The sequence below is a fragment of the Mesorhizobium amorphae CCNWGS0123 genome (genome assembly GCF_001686985.1).
Lineage (GTDB): Bacteria > Pseudomonadota > Alphaproteobacteria > Rhizobiales > Rhizobiaceae > Mesorhizobium > Mesorhizobium amorphae.
Window position 1 is genome coordinate 2974004 of the sequence record NZ_CP015318.1, and the last position, 14710, is coordinate 2988713.

A 14710-nucleotide genomic window follows, 5' to 3' on the forward strand; every position below is an offset into this window, starting at 1 on the left:
GCAAGGCGGCGTGCTAGACGATTGTTCCGACTCGCCTTTCAACAGGAAATGCCATGCCACCCCTCAGGATAGCCATTGCCGGCGCGCTCGGCCGCATGGGCCGGCAGATGGCGGTGGCCATCGAGGCTGATCCCCGGCTGGCGCTGGCCGCTCGCTTCCATCGGCCCGGCGCCGCCGGCGAGGGGTTGGTCAGTCGCGACGAGGCCCTGGCCGCTGCCGACGTGGTCATCGACTTCACCACGCCGGCCGCTTCCGTGGCACTCGCCGAAGCCTGCGCCGCCCGTGGCGGGCCGGCACTGGTGATCGGCTCGACCGGCTTCGACGACGGGGAGCTCGCCGCGATTGCCGCTGCGGCCAAAACCATCGCCATCGTGCGCTCCGGCAGCTACTCGCTCGGGCTCAACGTGCTGGTTGGACTGGTCGAGCAGGCGGCAAGCGCACTCGGTCCCGAGGATTGGGATGTCGAGATATTCGAGGCGCATCATCGCTCCAAGGTCGACGCGCCGTCGGGCACGGCGCTGATGCTGGGTGAGGCCGCTGCCAAAGGACGTGGCATCGACCTCGGCGTCGTGGCGCGGCGCACCCGCGTCGGCATCATCGGCCCGCGCCCGCAAGGCGAGATCGGCTTCGCGGTGATGCGCGGCGGCAGCATCGTCGGGGAGCACAGTGTCGGCTTCTGCGCCGAGGGCGAGGTGGTCACCCTGTCGCATTCGGCCGGCGACCGTATCATGTTCGCGTGCGGCGCCATCGCCGCGGCGCTATGGGTGGCCGGACGCCCGCCCGGCCAATACGACATGCGCGACGTGCTTGGGTTCAACGCCTCGTGATGAGCAATCCTGGCTGATTTCGACTATTTCCCGTCATCGAACGGCTGAAAGCCAGCTGAAAGCTTGGCCATGCCATGACGGTGCCGCGGTGCTTACCGCGTGACCGGTCCTGGTGGCCGGCGAGGAGGAAATGCGGCGCAGCCTTTTGGCGCGCCGCTCAGGTGGAGGAAGTTTTGTGACCGGTATCATCTCGAAGTGCGCCTTGCGTTCAGCGGCGCTGGCGTTGGCCATCGCTGCCACGGGTGCCTCGGCGGCATCTGCGGCCGACAAGATCACCATCATCGTCGGCGGCATGGAAAAGCAGATCTATCTGCCGGCGGTGCTGGCCCAGCAGCTCGGCTACTTCAAGGACCAGGGGCTCGATGTCGAGCTCGTCAATTCGCGCGCCGGCGTCGAGGCCGAGAATGAACTGCTGGCCGGCGCTGTGCAGGGCGTCGTCGGCTTCTACGACCACACCGTCGACCTGCAGTCGAAGGGCAAGTACATCCAGTCGATCGTTCAGTTCAGCCAGGCGCCGGGCGAGGTCGAGCTGGTCTCCGCCAAGCACCCGGAGATCAAGTCGCCGGCCGACTTCAAGGGCGCCACGCTCGGCGTCACCGGCCTTGGCTCCTCGACCGATTTCCTCAGTCAGTACCTTGCCATCCGCAACGGGCTGAAGCCTGGCGACTACACGCTGCTGCCGGTCGGCGCCGGCAACACCTTCATCGCCGCCGTCAAGCAGGACCAGATCCAGGCCGGCATGACCACCGAGCCGACCATCGCCCAGTTGCTGAAGACCGGCGAGGCCAGCGTCCTGGTCGACATGCGCACGCCCGAAAAGACCAAGGAAGCGCTCGGCGGGCCCTATCCGGCGGCGTCCTTCTACGTCCAGTCCGCCTGGCTCGATGACCACAAGGACGAGGCACAGAAGCTCGCCAATGCCTTCGTCAAGACGATGAAATTCATCGCCACGCATTCGGCCGAAGAAATCGCCGACAAGATGCCGAAGGATTATTACGCTGGCAACAGGGACCTCTACGTGCAGGGGCTGGCCGGCGGCAAGGCGATGTTCACGCCCGACGGCCGCATGCCGGCGGACGGCCCGCCGACCGTGCTCAAGATCCTCTCGACATTCTCCAAGAGCCTGCAGGGCAAGCAGATCGACCTGTCGAAGACCTACACGACTGCGTTCGTCGACGCCGCCAGGTAGCGTCGCACCCACGGGCATCGGTTTCCGTATCGCCCGTTGAAGAACAAGGGTTTGCGCCGTTCGCCTGAATCAAACCGGCAGCGCGGCCCTCGCCAGACCACCAGGAGACCCGCGGCTGCGCCGTGGTCTCCCTTGCCCCCACTGCGACAGGAGTGTGCCATGCAACTGCAACCCATGGCGGCCGAGAGGCTGTCTCAGGCCGCGCCGCCGGCCGATGCCGCGATCGCCATCGACGATGTGACGCTGCGCTTCGTCACGCCCGACGGCCACATGATGACGGCGATCCGCGACTTCACCATGACGGTGGCGCGCGGTGAGTTCGCCTGCGTCGTCGGGCCGACCGGCTGCGGCAAGTCGACGACACTCAACCTCGTCACCGGCCTGCTCAGACCGACCACCGGCAATGTCCGTGTCATGGGCAACCCGGTCACCGACATCAGCCGCGACATCGGCTTCGTCTTCCAGGCCGATGCGCTGTTTCCGTGGCGCAGCGTCATCGATAATGTCGCCGCCGGTCCGCTCTATCGCGGCACACCGAAGGCGCAGGCCTATGAGCGGGCGCGCGACTGGATCGGCCGCGTCGGCCTCGGCCGCTTTGAAAAGCATTATCCCCACCAGCTCTCCGGCGGCATGCGCAAGCGCGTCGCGCTCGCCCAGACCTTCATCAACCAGCCCAAGATCCTCTTGATGGACGAGCCGTTCAGCGCACTCGACATGCAGACCCGCACGGCCATGCAGGATGAACTTCTGGGTCTGTGGTCGGAGCAGAAATCCTCCGTCGTCTTCGTCACCCACGACCTCGAGGAGGCGGTGGCGCTGGCCGACAAGGTCTATGTGCTGACGGCGGGGCCGGGCACGGTCAAGAGCGTCTACCGCATCGACCTGCCGCGCCCGCGCGTCATGGCCGACATCCGCTACGATCCGAAGTTCATCGAGATCGCCAAGGTGATCTGGAACGATTTGCGCGAGGAAGTGCAGCTCGGCCAGTGCCGCACTTTGCAGACCGGCCATTAGAGCGGGTCGCTGACCCGCTCTAATGGTTTTGTTTTTTCGCAATTCCGGACGGAAAACCGCTTAGCATTTTTCCTGGAATTGCTCCGAGAGGAGAAACCGCCATGACCGCCATCTCTCCCACCGCCGACCATGCCGCCACCCGCGACGCCTCCATCGCCGTTGCCGAAGGCCGGGCGAAGGCGCGGCTGCGCCGACGCCATGCGCTGGTCATCGGCTTGCGCCTGGCTATCCTCGTCGTCTTCCTCGGCCTGTGGGAACTCGGTGCCGATTACAATTTCATCGACCCGTTCTTCTTCGCCAGCCCCTCCGGAATCTGGCAGCAGATCTGGTCGTGGATCACCGAAGGCACCTCGCAAGGCCCGCTCTGGCTGCAGATCTATGTGACGCTGGAGGAAACCTTCCTCGGCTTCGTCATCGGTGCCCTTGGCGGCATCGCCGCCGGCATCATCCTTGGCCGGAACAGGCTGCTCGCCGATGTCTTTTCCATCTACATCAAGATCGCCAATTCGGTGCCGCGTGTCGTGCTCGGCTCGGTGTTCATCATCGCGCTTGGCCTCGGCATGGCTTCCAAGGTGGCGCTGGCGGTGGTGATGGTGTTCTTCGTCGTCTTCGCCAATGCCTTCCAGGGCGTGCGCGAAGCCGACCGGGCGATGATCGCCAACGCCCAGATTCTTGGCGCCTCGCCGTTCCAGATCACCCGCACCGTCATCATCCCGTCGGCGATGAGCTGGATCCTGGCCAGCCTGCATGTCAGCTTCGGCTTCGCGCTGGTCGGCGCCGTGGTCGGCGAATTCCTCGGCGCCAAGCAAGGCATGGGTCTGCTGATCTCGACGGCGCAGGGCGCCTTCAACGCCAATGGCGTGTTTGCCGCCATGATCATCCTGGCGGTGATGGCGCTGGTGGTGGAATTCATTATCACCCGCTTCGAGAACTATGTCGTCAAATGGCGCCCGGCTCCGTTCAACGAGCAGGGGGCCTGATCAGGCCAGGGGCAGCCGCACCTCGACCACCAAGCCGCCGGCCGCGCCATCCGCAAGGGTGACGCGGCCGCCGGCATTTTCGACCACCTCGCGCACGATTGCCAGGCCGAGCCCGCTGCCTTCCTCGGTCGCGCCGGCGATGCGGTAGAAGCGCTCGAAGACATGCTCGCGCTCGTCCGCCGGGATGCCCGGCCCGTCGTCGGCGACCGTCAGGACCGCTTCGCCATTGATGGAGGCCAGCTTGACGGTGACGGTGCCGCCGGCCGGCGTGTAGCGCAACGCATTATCGACCAGGTTGACGATCATCTCGCGCAGCATGGTGCCGTCACCGACCACCGTCACCGGCCCGGTTTCGTCAAGACCGAGATCGATGTTGCGCGCGAGAGCCGCAGGCGCCTGCGTCTCCAGCACATGGCGGGCGGCCTCGGTCAGGTCGACACGGTCGGCGCGCGGCCGCCGGCTGCCGGGCTCGGCCCGCGACAGGGTGAGCAGCTGTTCGGCCAGCCGCGCCAGCCGGCCGGAACTGGCCTGCAGCGCCACCAGTGCCTCCTGGCGCGCCTCGGCGGCACCTTCGCGCAGCGCGTAGCTCGCCTGCGTCGACAGCAGCGCCAGCGGCGTGCGCAACTGATGCGCGGCATTGGCGATGAAGCGGCGCTGCGCCGCCATCTGCGCTCGCACGCGTTCCATATAGACGTTGAGCGCATCGATCAGCGGCCGGATCTCGCTCTGCGCGCCGGTGACTTCAATCGGATCGAGGTCGCTGCGGCTTGGCGAGCGCACGGCGTCGCGCAGCCGGATCAGCGGCGCCAGGCCGCGGCGCAGGCCGAGCAGCACGAAGACGCCGGCAATCGCCACCAGCGCCAGCTGCTGGCCGAAGGCGCTGAACCACAAATGCCGTACCATCGCATCGTGTCCGGCCAGCGTGACGCCGACGGTGACGGCTATCGGCGAGTCCGCGCCGGCGCCGACCACCGCATGGCTGTAAGTCAGCAGCCGCAGTTCGCGGTCGCGATAGACGGTTTTCATGCTTGGGCGCCCCGGCGCCACCGGCAGGTCGGGATAGCCGGTCAGCAGCCGCCCGCCGGCGGTCTCGACACGATAGTAGACGCTGTCGCGGTCGCCGGTGTCGAACATCTCGATCGCCGCCGGCGGCACCGTGGCGTCGAGCACGCCGTCGACGATGGCGACCTGCTCGGCGATCGCGCGCGCCGACCCTACCAGCATGCGATCCGTGACCAGGTCGGCGGTCGCCAGCGCGCTGCGGTGGCTGGTCCACAGGTTGATGGTGGCGAGCCCGGCGAGCGGCAGCACCACCCAGGCCAGCAGCTGCAGGCGGAGGCTTCTAACTTGCATCGCGCAGCAGATAGCCGAGGCCACGCAAGGTGGCGATCTGGACCCGCGATCCCTCGAGCTTCTTGCGCAGCCTATGCACATAGATCTCGATGGCGCTGGGGTCGGCGTCTGTCTCGAAATCGAAGATCGCCGACGACAGCGCCGCCTTGCTTACCGTCCGCCCCGCCTTGACCATCAATTGCTCCAGCACCGCATGCTCGCGCGGCGTCAGCGCCAGCGTGTCGCCGGCCACCGAAAACAGCCGCGTGTTGGTGTCGAAGACGAGATCCCCGCAGGCGACGACGGGCGCGGTCCGGTCGTTAACGCGCCGCAGTTGGACGCGGATGCGTGCCTCCAGTTCCTCGATCTGGAACGGCTTGGCCAGATAGTCGTCGGCGCCTTCGTTGAGGCCCTTGACGCGGCCGTCGAGGCTGGCGTTGGCGGTCAGCACGATGACCGGCACCCGGTTACCACGCGCCCTGAGCATGCGCAGCACCTCCATCCCGCCCATGCGCGGCAGCGCCAGGTCGAGGATAACCAGCGCATGGTCGCCGGCGGCCAAGGCATGCTCGACATCCTCGCCGTCATGCACGACGTCGACGACATAGTTCGCCTGGCGCAAGGTCTTGCCCAGCCAATCGGCCAGTTCGCGATTGTCTTCGACAAGCAGCAGCCGCATTTTCTATCGCTGTTCAGGAATGCTGCCCGCCGGGTCTCATCGGCCTTCGACGAACGCGGCCAGGCAGCGTCCGATTGGATGCCAGTGCACAACGGATAATATCGATCCGCCCGCAAGGCAAACACCTTAGCTGGCACATCGCCGCAGTCCCTTGGGTGCACAATTTCCGCCAGGCGCCATGAAACCGAACTGTTCGGTTCGATTTATGTTGACGCACTGTGCATAACGGTGTGAACGTCGACCCAGCGAATTTTGACGCTTGCGTCGGGCACTTTCTCATAAATTATTGATATCGCTTCGAAACATTGTGGCAGCCAGAGTCTCTATCCCGATTTCAAGCGCCGCGTCGGAGGTTTTTCAGGCACATCTTCGTGACTGGAAATGGCAACACCACAGACCCATTTCGGGGTGGTCCGAGCGACGCGAATTCCTCCCAAGGCACGCCACTTGACGGACAGACTAGTGAACTACCGGAGTACATGAAATGACCAAGATCGCTCTTACCGCCGTCGCCATCCTCGTTGCCACGGGCAGCGCCTTCGCCGGCAGCGACCACTATGGTTCGAACAACGTCAACCAGCCGGCCGTCACCGCGCCTGCCGACAACCTCGACCACAGCTTCACGGCTTCGATCCGCAAGCCGGTCGAGCACAACGGCTTCAAATTGACGCCCGATTCCAACCAGCCTGAATCCGGCCAGGGCATCTGGGGCCGCTGATCTGTTCGGCAATCGCCGATCGGTTCGGTCCTTGAAAGACCTCAAAGCGGCGGGCTAGTCCCGCCGCTTTCTGCCGATCTTCTGCAACGAAGCGCGGCTAGCCCAATTCCTTCGGCCTGATGCAATGCGTCAGCCAGCCACTGCCGAAGGTGAGGTCAGCCCACTCGCCGTCGAAGTCAAAACGGGCCAGCGCCGCGGTCGGGAATTTCTCCTCGAGCTTCTTCAGCGCCTCGGCATCCGATCCGTCGCCGGCAAGCCGGCGTGCGAACTCTTCCAGCCCGGGATTGTGGCCAAGCACCAGAAGGCTGCCCGCCTTTGGCTTTGCCTGCCGCACCTTGGCCAGGATGTCCGCCGCGGTGGCTTCATAGAGCGCCAAGGCAAAATCCGCAGGCACTTTTTTTGGCAGCTCCGCCGAGACCAGCCGCCAGGTGTCGCGGGTGCGCAGCGCCGACGAAACCAGCGCCAGGTCCGGCAGCCAGCCGCGCCGGGCCAATTCGCGCCCCATTAGCGGCGCCGTCTTCAACCCGCGCGGTCCGAGTGGCCGGTCTATATCGGCGAGCTTCGGGTCGTCCCAGCTCGACTTGGCGTGGCGTAGCACAAGCAGTTGCCTGGTTGTCGCCATGCCAGCCTCTCCTACGGGGTGATCCGCGCCAGTTGCTCCAGATCGCGCTCCTCGCGCAGCGGGTCCGGCGCCATCACCACCGAGGTGCCGTTCTCCGCATCGTCGGCGAAATGCGCGAGCACTGTGTGGCCCTTCTCCATGCGCGCCTTGCCTTCGGCGACCAGTCCAAGCGCCAGCGGATAGAGCCGGTGCTCGGCCTTCAGCACCCGCGCGGCCAGCGTATCCTCATTGTCGCCGACCATGACCGGCACCGCCGCCTGGGCGATGATCGGGCCGTCATCCATGTCCAGCGTGACGAAATGCACCGTGCAGCCATGGATGCGCATGCCGGCACGGAGTGCCCGGGCATGGGTGTCCAGCCCCTTGAAGGCGGGCAGCAGGGCAGGGTGGATGTTGACCATCCGCCCCAGCCATTTCTCGACAAAGCGCGCACCGAGGATGCGCATATAGCCGGCGAGCGCCACGATCTCGGCGCTGAAGCCGATAAGCGCGGCGTCGATCGCCCCGTCATGGGCTTCCTTGCTGGCATAGTCGGCGCGCACGATGACCTTGGTCGGGATGCCCCGTGCCTGCGCGATGGCGAGGCCGGCGGCATTGGCCCGGTCGGAGATGACGCCGACGATCTCGGCCGGATAGGCCGGGTCGCTGGCCGCGGCAATCAGCGCCGTCATGTTGGAGCCGCGTCCCGAAATCAGCACCACGGTGCGTTTCTTGCTCATACGCCGATCGAGCCCCGATAGATCACGCCGGCGTCGCGGCGTGGCACGATGCGGCCGATCGGCGTCACCGTCTCGCCGGCCTCCTGCAGCACGGCCGCGACCTGTGCCGCTTGGCCTGAGGCGACGGCCAGGATCATGCCGATGCCGCAATTGAAGGTGCGCATCATCTCTTCCGGCGCGACGCCGCCGGTCTTGGCCAGCCACGAGAACACCGCCGGCACCTCGATGGCCTCGAGGTCGAGTTCGGCGGAGAAATCCTTCGGCAGCACGCGCGGAATGTTTTCCGGGAAGCCGCCGCCGGTGATGTGCGCCAGAGCCTTGATGCCATGCGTGTTGCGGATCGCCTTGAGGATCGACTTGACGTAGATGCGCGTCGGCTCGAGCAGCGCCTCGGCCAGCGTCGACTCGTCGTTGAACGGCGCCGGGTCGCTCCAGGCAAGGCCGCTGACGCCGACGATGCGCCGCACCAGCGAAAAGCCGTTGGAGTGGAGCCCCGAGGAGGCGAGGCCCAGCAGCACATCGCCCTCGACGATGTCGTCGGTCGGCAAGAGCTGGCCGCGCTCGGCGGCACCCACGGCAAAGCCGGCAAGGTCGTAGTCGTTGCCGTGATACATGCCGGGCATCTCGGCCGTCTCACCGCCGATCAGCGCGCAGCCGGCCTGGCGGCAGCCCTCGGCAATGCCGCCGACGATCGCCGCCCCCTGGTCGGGGTCGAGCTTGCCGGTGGCGAAATAATCGAGGAAGAACAGCGGTTCCGCGCCCTGCACCACGATGTCGTTGACGCACATGGCGACAAGGTCGATGCCGATCGTATCGTGTTTGCCGGCGTCGATGGCGATCTTCAGCTTGGTGCCGACGCCGTCATTGGCGGCGACCAGCACCGGATCGGTGAAGCCGGCGGCCTTGAGGTCGAACAGGCCGCCAAAACCGCCGATCTCGCCATCGGCGCCCGGCCGGCGCGTCGCGCGCACCAGCGGCTTGATCTTCTCGACCATCAGATTGCCGGCATCGATGTCGACGCCCGCCTCGGCATAGGTGAGCCCGTTCTTGCGCTTGGATGTATCGCGCTTCGTCATATCTGGCTCGTCGCTGTTTCCACTCTGCTTGCGGGCTCTTCGCATGAACGGTTTCGGTCCGCAAGGATAACGCGCCGGCGCGGGAGATTTGCCCCCGACAAAAGCGGCGTTCGGCGTGAGTCGATCTCCCCCGCAAGGAGAGATTGGCCTCAACCCCAGCTTTCGCCGATCGCCAAGGTCGGAGAATGAGGAGCTTGGTTCTTGCGCCCACTCCCCATCTCCATCATCTATCAACAAAACAAAAGCGACGGGGCACACTGTTGACCATCCCCAACATGATCACGATCATGCGCTTCGTGCTGGTGCCCGCCGTGGTGTTGGCCATGTTGCAGGCGCACTGGGGCTGGGCCTTTGCCGGCTTCCTCGTCGCCGGCATCTCCGACGGCGTCGACGGCTTCATCGCCCGCCGCTACAACCAGCATTCCGAGCTCGGCGCCTATCTCGACCCGATGGCCGACAAGGTTCTGCTGGTCTCGGTTTTCGTGGTCATGGGCTTCATCGGCGAGCTGCCGCTGTGGCTGGTCGTCACCATGGTGTCGCGCGACGCGCTGATCATCTGCGCGGTGCTGTTGTCGACCGTGATGGCGCATCCGGTCGCGATGAAGCCGCTGTTCGTGTCGAAGGCCAACACCGCCGTCCAGATCGTGCTGGCGGCGGTGGTGCTGGGCGAGCTTGCCTTCGACCTCCATCTCGACCCGCTCAGGCCCGCGCTCATATTGCTGTCCGGGGTCTTGACCGTGGCTTCGGCCGCAGCCTATCTCGTGGGCTGGCTGAGGCATATGAGCGGCTATGGCGAAGGTTCCAAACCGGGCACCTGATCAGGGATCGATCGAAGCGGCCGCCGAGGCCGCGGCGGCCGGCGAAGCTGCGTCTCTGGCGTTCCGCCGCCAGATCTTCTTCTGGCTGGCCACGGCCGTGCTGCTGGCGCTGTTCCTCTATGTCTTCTCCAGCATCCTTCTGCCGTTCGTCGCCGGCATGGTGCTGGCCTATTTCCTCGATCCGGTCGCCGACCGGCTGCAGCGCATCGGCCTCTCCCGGCTGATGGCGACGGTGGTCATCCTCATTGTCTTCATCGTCGTCCTGGTGCTGGCCTTCGTCATCCTGGTTCCGGTTCTGGCCACGCAGATGGCCGATTTCGCCGGCAAGCTGCCGGAATATCTGACCCGCTTGCAGGGCCTGATCACCAGCTACGACCCAAAATGGCTGGAACAGAAATTCGGCGTCAATGCCAATAGCCTGCGCGACGGGCTGAACTCGCTGCTAACCTCCGGCTTTGGGCTGTTGACCACCGTCTTCACCTCGATCTGGAGCTCGGGCGTGGCGCTGGTCTCGGTGGTCAGCCTGTTCGTGGTCACGCCCGTGGTCGCCTTCTACATGCTGCTCGACTGGGACCGCATGGTGGCGATCGTCGACAATTGGGTGCCGCGCGACTATGTCCAGACGGTCAGGACGATCGCCAGGGACATCAACACCGCAACCGCCGGCTTCGTGCGCGGCCAGGGCACGCTCTGCCTTGTGCTGGGAGCCATGTACGCCATCGGCCTGACGCTCACCGGGCTCAATTTCGGCATTCTGATCGGCCTGTTTGCCGGGCTGATCTCCTTCATCCCCTATGTCGGTTCGCTGACCGGGCTGGTGCTGGCCGTCGGCGTTGCCTTCGTTCAGTTCTGGCCCGACTGGACCATGGTTGTGGCGGTAGCCATCGTGTTCTTCGTTGGCCAGTTCATCGAGGGCAACATCCTGCAGCCGCGGCTGGTCGGCAAAAGCGTCGGCCTGCATCCGGTGTGGCTGATGTTCGCCCTGTTTGCCTTCGGCGCGCTGTTCGGCTTCGTCGGCCTGTTGATCGCCGTGCCGGCCTCGGCCGCCGTTGCCGTGCTGGTGCGCTTTGCCATTGCCCGCTATCTCGAATCGCCGCTTTACAAGGGCCATGCCACCGAACCTGTCCCGCCGCTGCCGGCCAACCGCCGCAAGGGACCGCGTGGCCAAGCCTGATGGCTGACCAGAAAACCGACCCGCCGCGCCAGCTGCCGCTCGATCTCGGCCACGGGACCGGCTATTCGCGCGACGAGCTCGTCGTTTCCGGCACCAACAGCCAGGCCGCAGCCCTTGTCGACCGTTGGCCGGATTGGCCTTCGCCGGTGGTGGTGCTGGCCGGCCCGGCAGGTTCGGGCAAGACGCATCTGGCCTCGATTTGGCACGCGCGGGCCAAGGCAGTGGCGATCGAGGCAAACCGCATCGAAGACTGCATCGCCGGCCTCGGCGAAAGGCCGGCGCTGATCGACGATGTCGACAAGGCGCGGATCGACGAGGCCGGCTTGTTCCACCTCATCAACGCCGTGCGCGGCGCCGGCTCGACCCTGCTGTTGACGGCACGGCGTTTCCCGCTCGCCTGGGGTGTGGTGCTGCCTGACCTCGTCTCGCGGCTGAAGGCGGCGGCAACGGTCGAGATCCACGAGCCCGACGACCTCCTGCTCGCCGGTGTCATCACAAAGCTGTTTGCCGACCGCCAGGTCGAGGTCGAGCCGCATGTCGTGCAATATCTGGTTCGGCGCATCGAGCGCTCGCTGGCGACCGCCATGCGCGTCGTGGAGCGGCTCGACCGCATAGCCCTGGAACGCAAGACCCCGATCACCCGCGCGCTCGCCGCCGAGACCGTCAGCGCCATGGACGAAGGGCAGGGCGAGTTCGAGATCTAGGCGCTTGCAGGCCATCGCCGCTGTCCCATTTCGGGATGCTATTGCTGGCATCCATCTTGCAATACCAGTTTGCCGGCTTAACCCCCGGTCCTGATTGCGTTCCAAATCAGGTTGTAGGCTCGCCGGGAGTTGTGGCTGTTGGGGTCCTCGCCCGGCGAGCTCGCCTTCTTTTGTCATCCGATTGGGCGTATCGATCCCGCCTCAGATGCTCAGGACGGGCCGGCCGACCAGCTCGCTGCCATACCTCAGCCTTCTTCGCCGGCCTGCGTGGCCCGCTCCACGCCAAAGCGCCTGCGGTAGTCGCCCGGCACCAGCCCCGTTATCCTGGCGAACACCTTGCGGAAGGAGCCGGGGTCGTCGTAGCCGACTTCCCACGCGATCTGGTCGACGGATCGCGTCGTCATTTCCAGCATGTCGCGCGCCTTGCCGACGCGCAGGTGCTGGCAATATTCGGTCGGCTTGAGGCCGGTGGCGTTGCGGAAGCGGCGCAGGAAGGTCCGCTCCTCCAGGCCGGCCTGCTCGGCCATCGAGCCGAGCGTGACATCGCGCGCGCCTCTTGCCTGCAGCCAGTGCTGCACCTTGAGGATCGCCTCGTCGCCATGGTTCAGCCGCGGCGCGAAGGGGCTGTAGAAACGCTGCTCGCGTCCCGGCGGATCGACCAGCATAAAGCGCGCCGTCGCCATCATGACCGCCGGACCAAGCACTCGGTCGACCAGCTTGAGGCCGAGATCGGTCCAGGCCATGTAGCCGCCGACGGTGATGATGTCGCCATCGTCGATGACCAGCCTGTCGGCGTCGAGCAGGATATCGGGAAAACGCTTCGCCAGCGCCTCGCTGTAGGCCCAGTGCGTCGTCGCCACACGGCTGGACAGCAGGCCGGTTTCGGCAAGCACGAAGGCGCCGGCGCAGACCGAGCCCAGCGTCGCACCCGCCGCGTGGCGCGCCCTCAGCCACTCGGCATAGGGCGCAGCCGCTTCGCGCGCGATCGGCTGGCCGAGGGTCGGCGGCAGGATGGCCATTGCCGGCCCGTTGTCGGGCCCGGGCACGCTGCTCGCCGGCTCGCTGTCGAAGCTGCGGATGACGGCATCCTCCTGCAATTGCCAGTGGCTGATGCGAAGCCGTGGCGCCTGTGTCGAGCGCGCCTGCGCCATCTGGTCGGCAAGCATGAAAAGATCGGTGAGCCCAAGCACGGCCGCCTGCTGCACGCCGGGATAGATGACGAGCCCGATTTCGACCGAATCACGCACAGCGGCCATCTGTCAGTTTTGCCTCGTTCGATGTCTGTTTTGCCAATCCTCACCATGGCCGAGCTTCTCTAGCTTGTCCACAGAAGGAGCGAACCTTCCCCGACAAACCAACTTCAGGAGCAGAACGATGAGCACATTCACCACCAGCGACGGCACCGAGATCTTCTACAAGGACTGGGGCACGGGCCAGCCGATCGTCTTCCATCACGGCTGGCCGCTCAGTTCCGACGACTGGGACAACCAGATGCTGTTCTTCCTCGACAAGGGTTTTCGCGTCATCGCGCATGACCGGCGCGGCCATGGCCGCTCCTCGCAGACCGCGACCGGCAACGAGATGGACACCTATGCCGCCGACGTTGCGGCACTTGCCGAACATCTTGATCTCAGCAATGCCGTCCATATCGGCCATTCGACCGGCGGTGGCGAGGTGGCGCGCTACGTTGCCCGCCACGGCGGCGGCCGCGTCGCCAAGGCGGTGCTGATCGGTGCGGTGCCACCCATCATGGTCAAGTCCGAGAGCAACCCGGGCGGCCTGCCGCTAGAGGTCTTCGACGGCTTTCGCGCGGCCCTTGTCGCCAACCGGGCCCAGTTCTTCCGGGATGTTCCGGCGGGCCCGTTCTACGGCTTCAACCGCGAGGGCGCCAAGGTTTCGCAAGGGGTCATCGACAATTGGTGGCGCCAAGGCATGATGGGCGGCGCCAAGGCCCATTACGATTGCATCAAGGCCTTTTCGGAAACCGACTTCACCGAGGATCTGAGGAAGCTCGACGTGCCCGTCCTGATCATGCATGGCGGCGACGACCAGATCGTGCCGATCGAGGATTCCGCCCTGCTTGCGGCAAAGCTGGTCAAGCGCGGCACGCTGAAGGTCTATGAGGGCCTGCCGCACGGCATGTGCACCACCCATCCGGAGATCATCAACCCGGACCTGCTGGCCTTCATCCGGAGCTGACGCGGCAGTGCCGATGCAGGCGTGGCGGCCACGACGCGGCCGCCTTTGGAGACAAATGGCCGCTTTGGCGGTCATGCGCGGCGAGAAGAACCTTCGCCGCGCCTCACTATCGTATCCTGGAAGCTAGCGTCCCGATTGTTTTCTGGCGGCAACCGCGCACAGGAATGCCAGTGCGGCAGCGTCACATGCCGTGCGAGACGGACCTTTGGCGAAAAGAACCGCGTCCGCGGCTGGGATCGTCAGGCCATATTTTTTGGCGAAAGAGGTAACTTCGTATGGTTGATCGTCAGCTTGACTGCGTCTCTCGAACTCATATTCCATGCAGTGTCTCCTCCCGTTCTACGACCCTGTCCCCTCCTTGGTCAGACGCAAAAATTTAACCACCGACGGCCGGCGCAAGTCCAGCAATTGGGAATTGTGCTAAAACGATACATTCTGAAATCGCGCTCCAACGGCGGTTGCAGGAAACCGCGCGGGATCGAACGGCAGCATGGCAGCCGAGGCGACGGACCTGTCGTCATCGCCGGGATCGTATCGTTCGTGTAGGGAAATGGTCGGAGTGGAGAGATTCGAACTCCCGACCCTCTGGTCCCAAACCAGATGCGCTACCAGGCTGCGCTACACTCCGAGGCCTTGCGGCGTATAAGGTTCCGGGCCTT

The 14710-nt window shown here is 65.4% G+C and carries 16 protein-coding genes and 1 tRNA gene; 9 read left to right on the forward strand and 8 right to left on the reverse strand.

Annotation, left to right across the window (positions count from 1 at the left end; all coding sequences use genetic code 11):
- Positions 1-53: 53 nt before the first annotated feature.
- From dapB to A6B35_RS13845, 4 genes are all read left to right on the forward strand, one after another.
- Positions 54-827: a 4-hydroxy-tetrahydrodipicolinate reductase gene (gene dapB, locus A6B35_RS13830; protein WP_006201556.1), complete on the forward strand. Its 774-nt coding sequence runs from the start codon at positions 54-56 to the stop codon at positions 825-827.
- A gap of 175 nt (positions 828-1002) precedes the next feature.
- A complete protein-coding gene (locus A6B35_RS13835; RefSeq protein WP_006201552.1) occupies positions 1003-2016 on the forward strand; it encodes an ABC transporter substrate-binding protein in 1014 nt (337 codons plus the stop codon).
- Between the two features lie 159 nt (positions 2017-2175).
- The gene (locus A6B35_RS13840) at positions 2176-3030 is read left to right on the forward strand and encodes an ABC transporter ATP-binding protein (RefSeq protein ID WP_006201551.1); all 855 of its coding nucleotides are present in this window, start codon (positions 2176-2178) and stop codon (positions 3028-3030) included.
- Between the two features lie 101 nt (positions 3031-3131).
- Positions 3132-4010: an ABC transporter permease gene (locus A6B35_RS13845; protein WP_006201549.1), complete on the forward strand. Its 879-nt coding sequence runs from the start codon at positions 3132-3134 to the stop codon at positions 4008-4010.
- Here A6B35_RS13845 and A6B35_RS13850 read toward each other — a convergent pair whose 3' ends face one another.
- Positions 4011-5363, reverse strand: a complete 1353-nt coding sequence (locus tag A6B35_RS13850; protein ID WP_006201548.1) for a sensor histidine kinase — start codon at positions 5361-5363, stop codon at positions 4011-4013.
- Positions 5353-6021, reverse strand: coding sequence for a response regulator (locus A6B35_RS13855; protein ID WP_006201547.1), 669 nt, complete (start codon positions 6019-6021; stop codon positions 5353-5355). Before A6B35_RS13855 ends, A6B35_RS13850 begins: the two co-directional genes overlap by 11 nt.
- Before the next feature lie 484 nt (positions 6022-6505).
- Here A6B35_RS13855 and A6B35_RS13860 point away from each other — a divergent pair, with 484 nt between their 5' ends.
- On the forward strand, positions 6506-6739 hold the full coding sequence (locus tag A6B35_RS13860; RefSeq protein WP_006201546.1) for a DUF680 domain-containing protein: 234 nt from the start codon (positions 6506-6508) through the stop codon (positions 6737-6739).
- Between the two features lie 97 nt (positions 6740-6836).
- On the opposite strand, the gene A6B35_RS13865 is transcribed toward A6B35_RS13860, so the two are convergent.
- From A6B35_RS13865 to purM, 3 genes are read right to left on the reverse strand one after another with little or no spacing between them, the layout of a single operon-like run.
- Complete coding sequence (locus A6B35_RS13865) at positions 6837-7361, reverse strand: SixA phosphatase family protein (protein WP_006201545.1); 525 nt, start codon at positions 7359-7361, stop codon at positions 6837-6839.
- An 11-nt stretch (positions 7362-7372) separates the two neighbouring features.
- Positions 7373-8080, reverse strand: a complete 708-nt coding sequence (gene purN, locus A6B35_RS13870) for a phosphoribosylglycinamide formyltransferase (RefSeq protein ID WP_006201544.1) — start codon at positions 8078-8080, stop codon at positions 7373-7375.
- Positions 8077-9156 (reverse strand): phosphoribosylformylglycinamidine cyclo-ligase, encoded by a 1080-nt coding sequence (gene purM / locus A6B35_RS13875; RefSeq protein WP_006201543.1) that lies wholly within the window; start codon positions 9154-9156, stop codon positions 8077-8079. Before purM ends, purN begins: the two co-directional genes overlap by 4 nt.
- A gap of 260 nt (positions 9157-9416) precedes the next feature.
- On the opposite strand from purM, the gene A6B35_RS13880 reads away from it, so the two are divergent.
- The 3 genes from A6B35_RS13880 to hdaA are packed head-to-tail and all read left to right on the forward strand — an operon-like array spanning position 9417 to position 11852.
- Complete coding sequence (locus tag A6B35_RS13880; RefSeq protein ID WP_006201542.1) at positions 9417-9974, forward strand: CDP-alcohol phosphatidyltransferase family protein; 558 nt, start codon at positions 9417-9419, stop codon at positions 9972-9974.
- Positions 9946-11148, forward strand: a complete 1203-nt coding sequence (locus A6B35_RS13885; protein WP_006201541.1) for an AI-2E family transporter — start codon at positions 9946-9948, stop codon at positions 11146-11148. Before A6B35_RS13880 ends, A6B35_RS13885 begins: the two co-directional genes overlap by 29 nt.
- On the forward strand, positions 11148-11852 hold the full coding sequence (gene hdaA / locus A6B35_RS13890) for a DnaA regulatory inactivator HdaA (RefSeq protein ID WP_006201540.1): 705 nt from the start codon (positions 11148-11150) through the stop codon (positions 11850-11852). The genes A6B35_RS13885 and hdaA overlap by 1 nt, the downstream gene beginning before the upstream one ends.
- 245 nt (positions 11853-12097) lie before the next feature.
- Here hdaA and A6B35_RS13895 read toward each other — a convergent pair whose 3' ends face one another.
- Positions 12098-13108, reverse strand: a complete 1011-nt coding sequence (locus A6B35_RS13895; protein WP_006201539.1) for a GlxA family transcriptional regulator — start codon at positions 13106-13108, stop codon at positions 12098-12100.
- A gap of 118 nt (positions 13109-13226) precedes the next feature.
- Here A6B35_RS13895 and A6B35_RS13900 point away from each other — a divergent pair, with 118 nt between their 5' ends.
- A complete protein-coding gene (locus A6B35_RS13900; protein WP_006201537.1) occupies positions 13227-14051 on the forward strand; it encodes an alpha/beta fold hydrolase in 825 nt (274 codons plus the stop codon).
- Between the two features lie 123 nt (positions 14052-14174).
- Here A6B35_RS13900 and A6B35_RS34435 read toward each other — a convergent pair whose 3' ends face one another.
- Together A6B35_RS34435 and A6B35_RS13905 are read right to left on the reverse strand one after the other, a co-directional pair.
- Positions 14175-14372 (reverse strand): hypothetical protein, encoded by a 198-nt coding sequence (locus A6B35_RS34435; RefSeq protein WP_081482111.1) that lies wholly within the window; start codon positions 14370-14372, stop codon positions 14175-14177.
- A gap of 230 nt (positions 14373-14602) precedes the next feature.
- A tRNA-Pro gene (locus tag A6B35_RS13905) sits at positions 14603-14679 on the reverse strand.
- Between the last annotated feature and the right edge of the window lie 31 nt (positions 14680-14710).

Bases quoted from the DNA above. Each gene is read 5' to 3' on its own strand.
- dapB (WP_006201556.1), top strand. From the start codon at position 54: ATGCCACCCCTCAGGATAGCCATTGCCGGCGCGCTCGGCCGCATGGGC.
- A6B35_RS13840 (WP_006201551.1), top strand. From the start codon at position 2,176: ATGCAACTGCAACCCATGGCGGCCGAGAGGCTGTCTCAGGCCGCGCCG.
- A6B35_RS13845 (WP_006201549.1), top strand. From the start codon at position 3,132: ATGACCGCCATCTCTCCCACCGCCGACCATGCCGCCACCCGCGACGCC.
- A6B35_RS13850 (WP_006201548.1), bottom strand. From the start codon at position 5,363: ATGCAAGTTAGAAGCCTCCGCCTGCAGCTGCTGGCCTGGGTGGTGCTG.
- A6B35_RS13855 (WP_006201547.1), bottom strand. From the start codon at position 6,021: ATGCGGCTGCTGCTTGTCGAAGACAATCGCGAACTGGCCGATTGGCTG.
- A6B35_RS13860 (WP_006201546.1), top strand. From the start codon at position 6,506: ATGACCAAGATCGCTCTTACCGCCGTCGCCATCCTCGTTGCCACGGGC.
- A6B35_RS13865 (WP_006201545.1), bottom strand. From the start codon at position 7,361: ATGGCGACAACCAGGCAACTGCTTGTGCTACGCCACGCCAAGTCGAGC.
- purN (WP_006201544.1), bottom strand. From the start codon at position 8,080: ATGAGCAAGAAACGCACCGTGGTGCTGATTTCGGGACGCGGCTCCAAC.
- purM (WP_006201543.1), bottom strand. From the start codon at position 9,156: ATGACGAAGCGCGATACATCCAAGCGCAAGAACGGGCTCACCTATGCC.
- A6B35_RS13885 (WP_006201541.1), top strand. From the start codon at position 9,946: ATGGCGAAGGTTCCAAACCGGGCACCTGATCAGGGATCGATCGAAGCG.
- hdaA (WP_006201540.1), top strand. From the start codon at position 11,148: ATGGCTGACCAGAAAACCGACCCGCCGCGCCAGCTGCCGCTCGATCTC.
- A6B35_RS13895 (WP_006201539.1), bottom strand. From the start codon at position 13,108: ATGGCCGCTGTGCGTGATTCGGTCGAAATCGGGCTCGTCATCTATCCC.
- A6B35_RS13900 (WP_006201537.1), top strand. From the start codon at position 13,227: ATGAGCACATTCACCACCAGCGACGGCACCGAGATCTTCTACAAGGAC.
- A6B35_RS34435 (WP_081482111.1), bottom strand. From the start codon at position 14,372: ATGGAATATGAGTTCGAGAGACGCAGTCAAGCTGACGATCAACCATAC.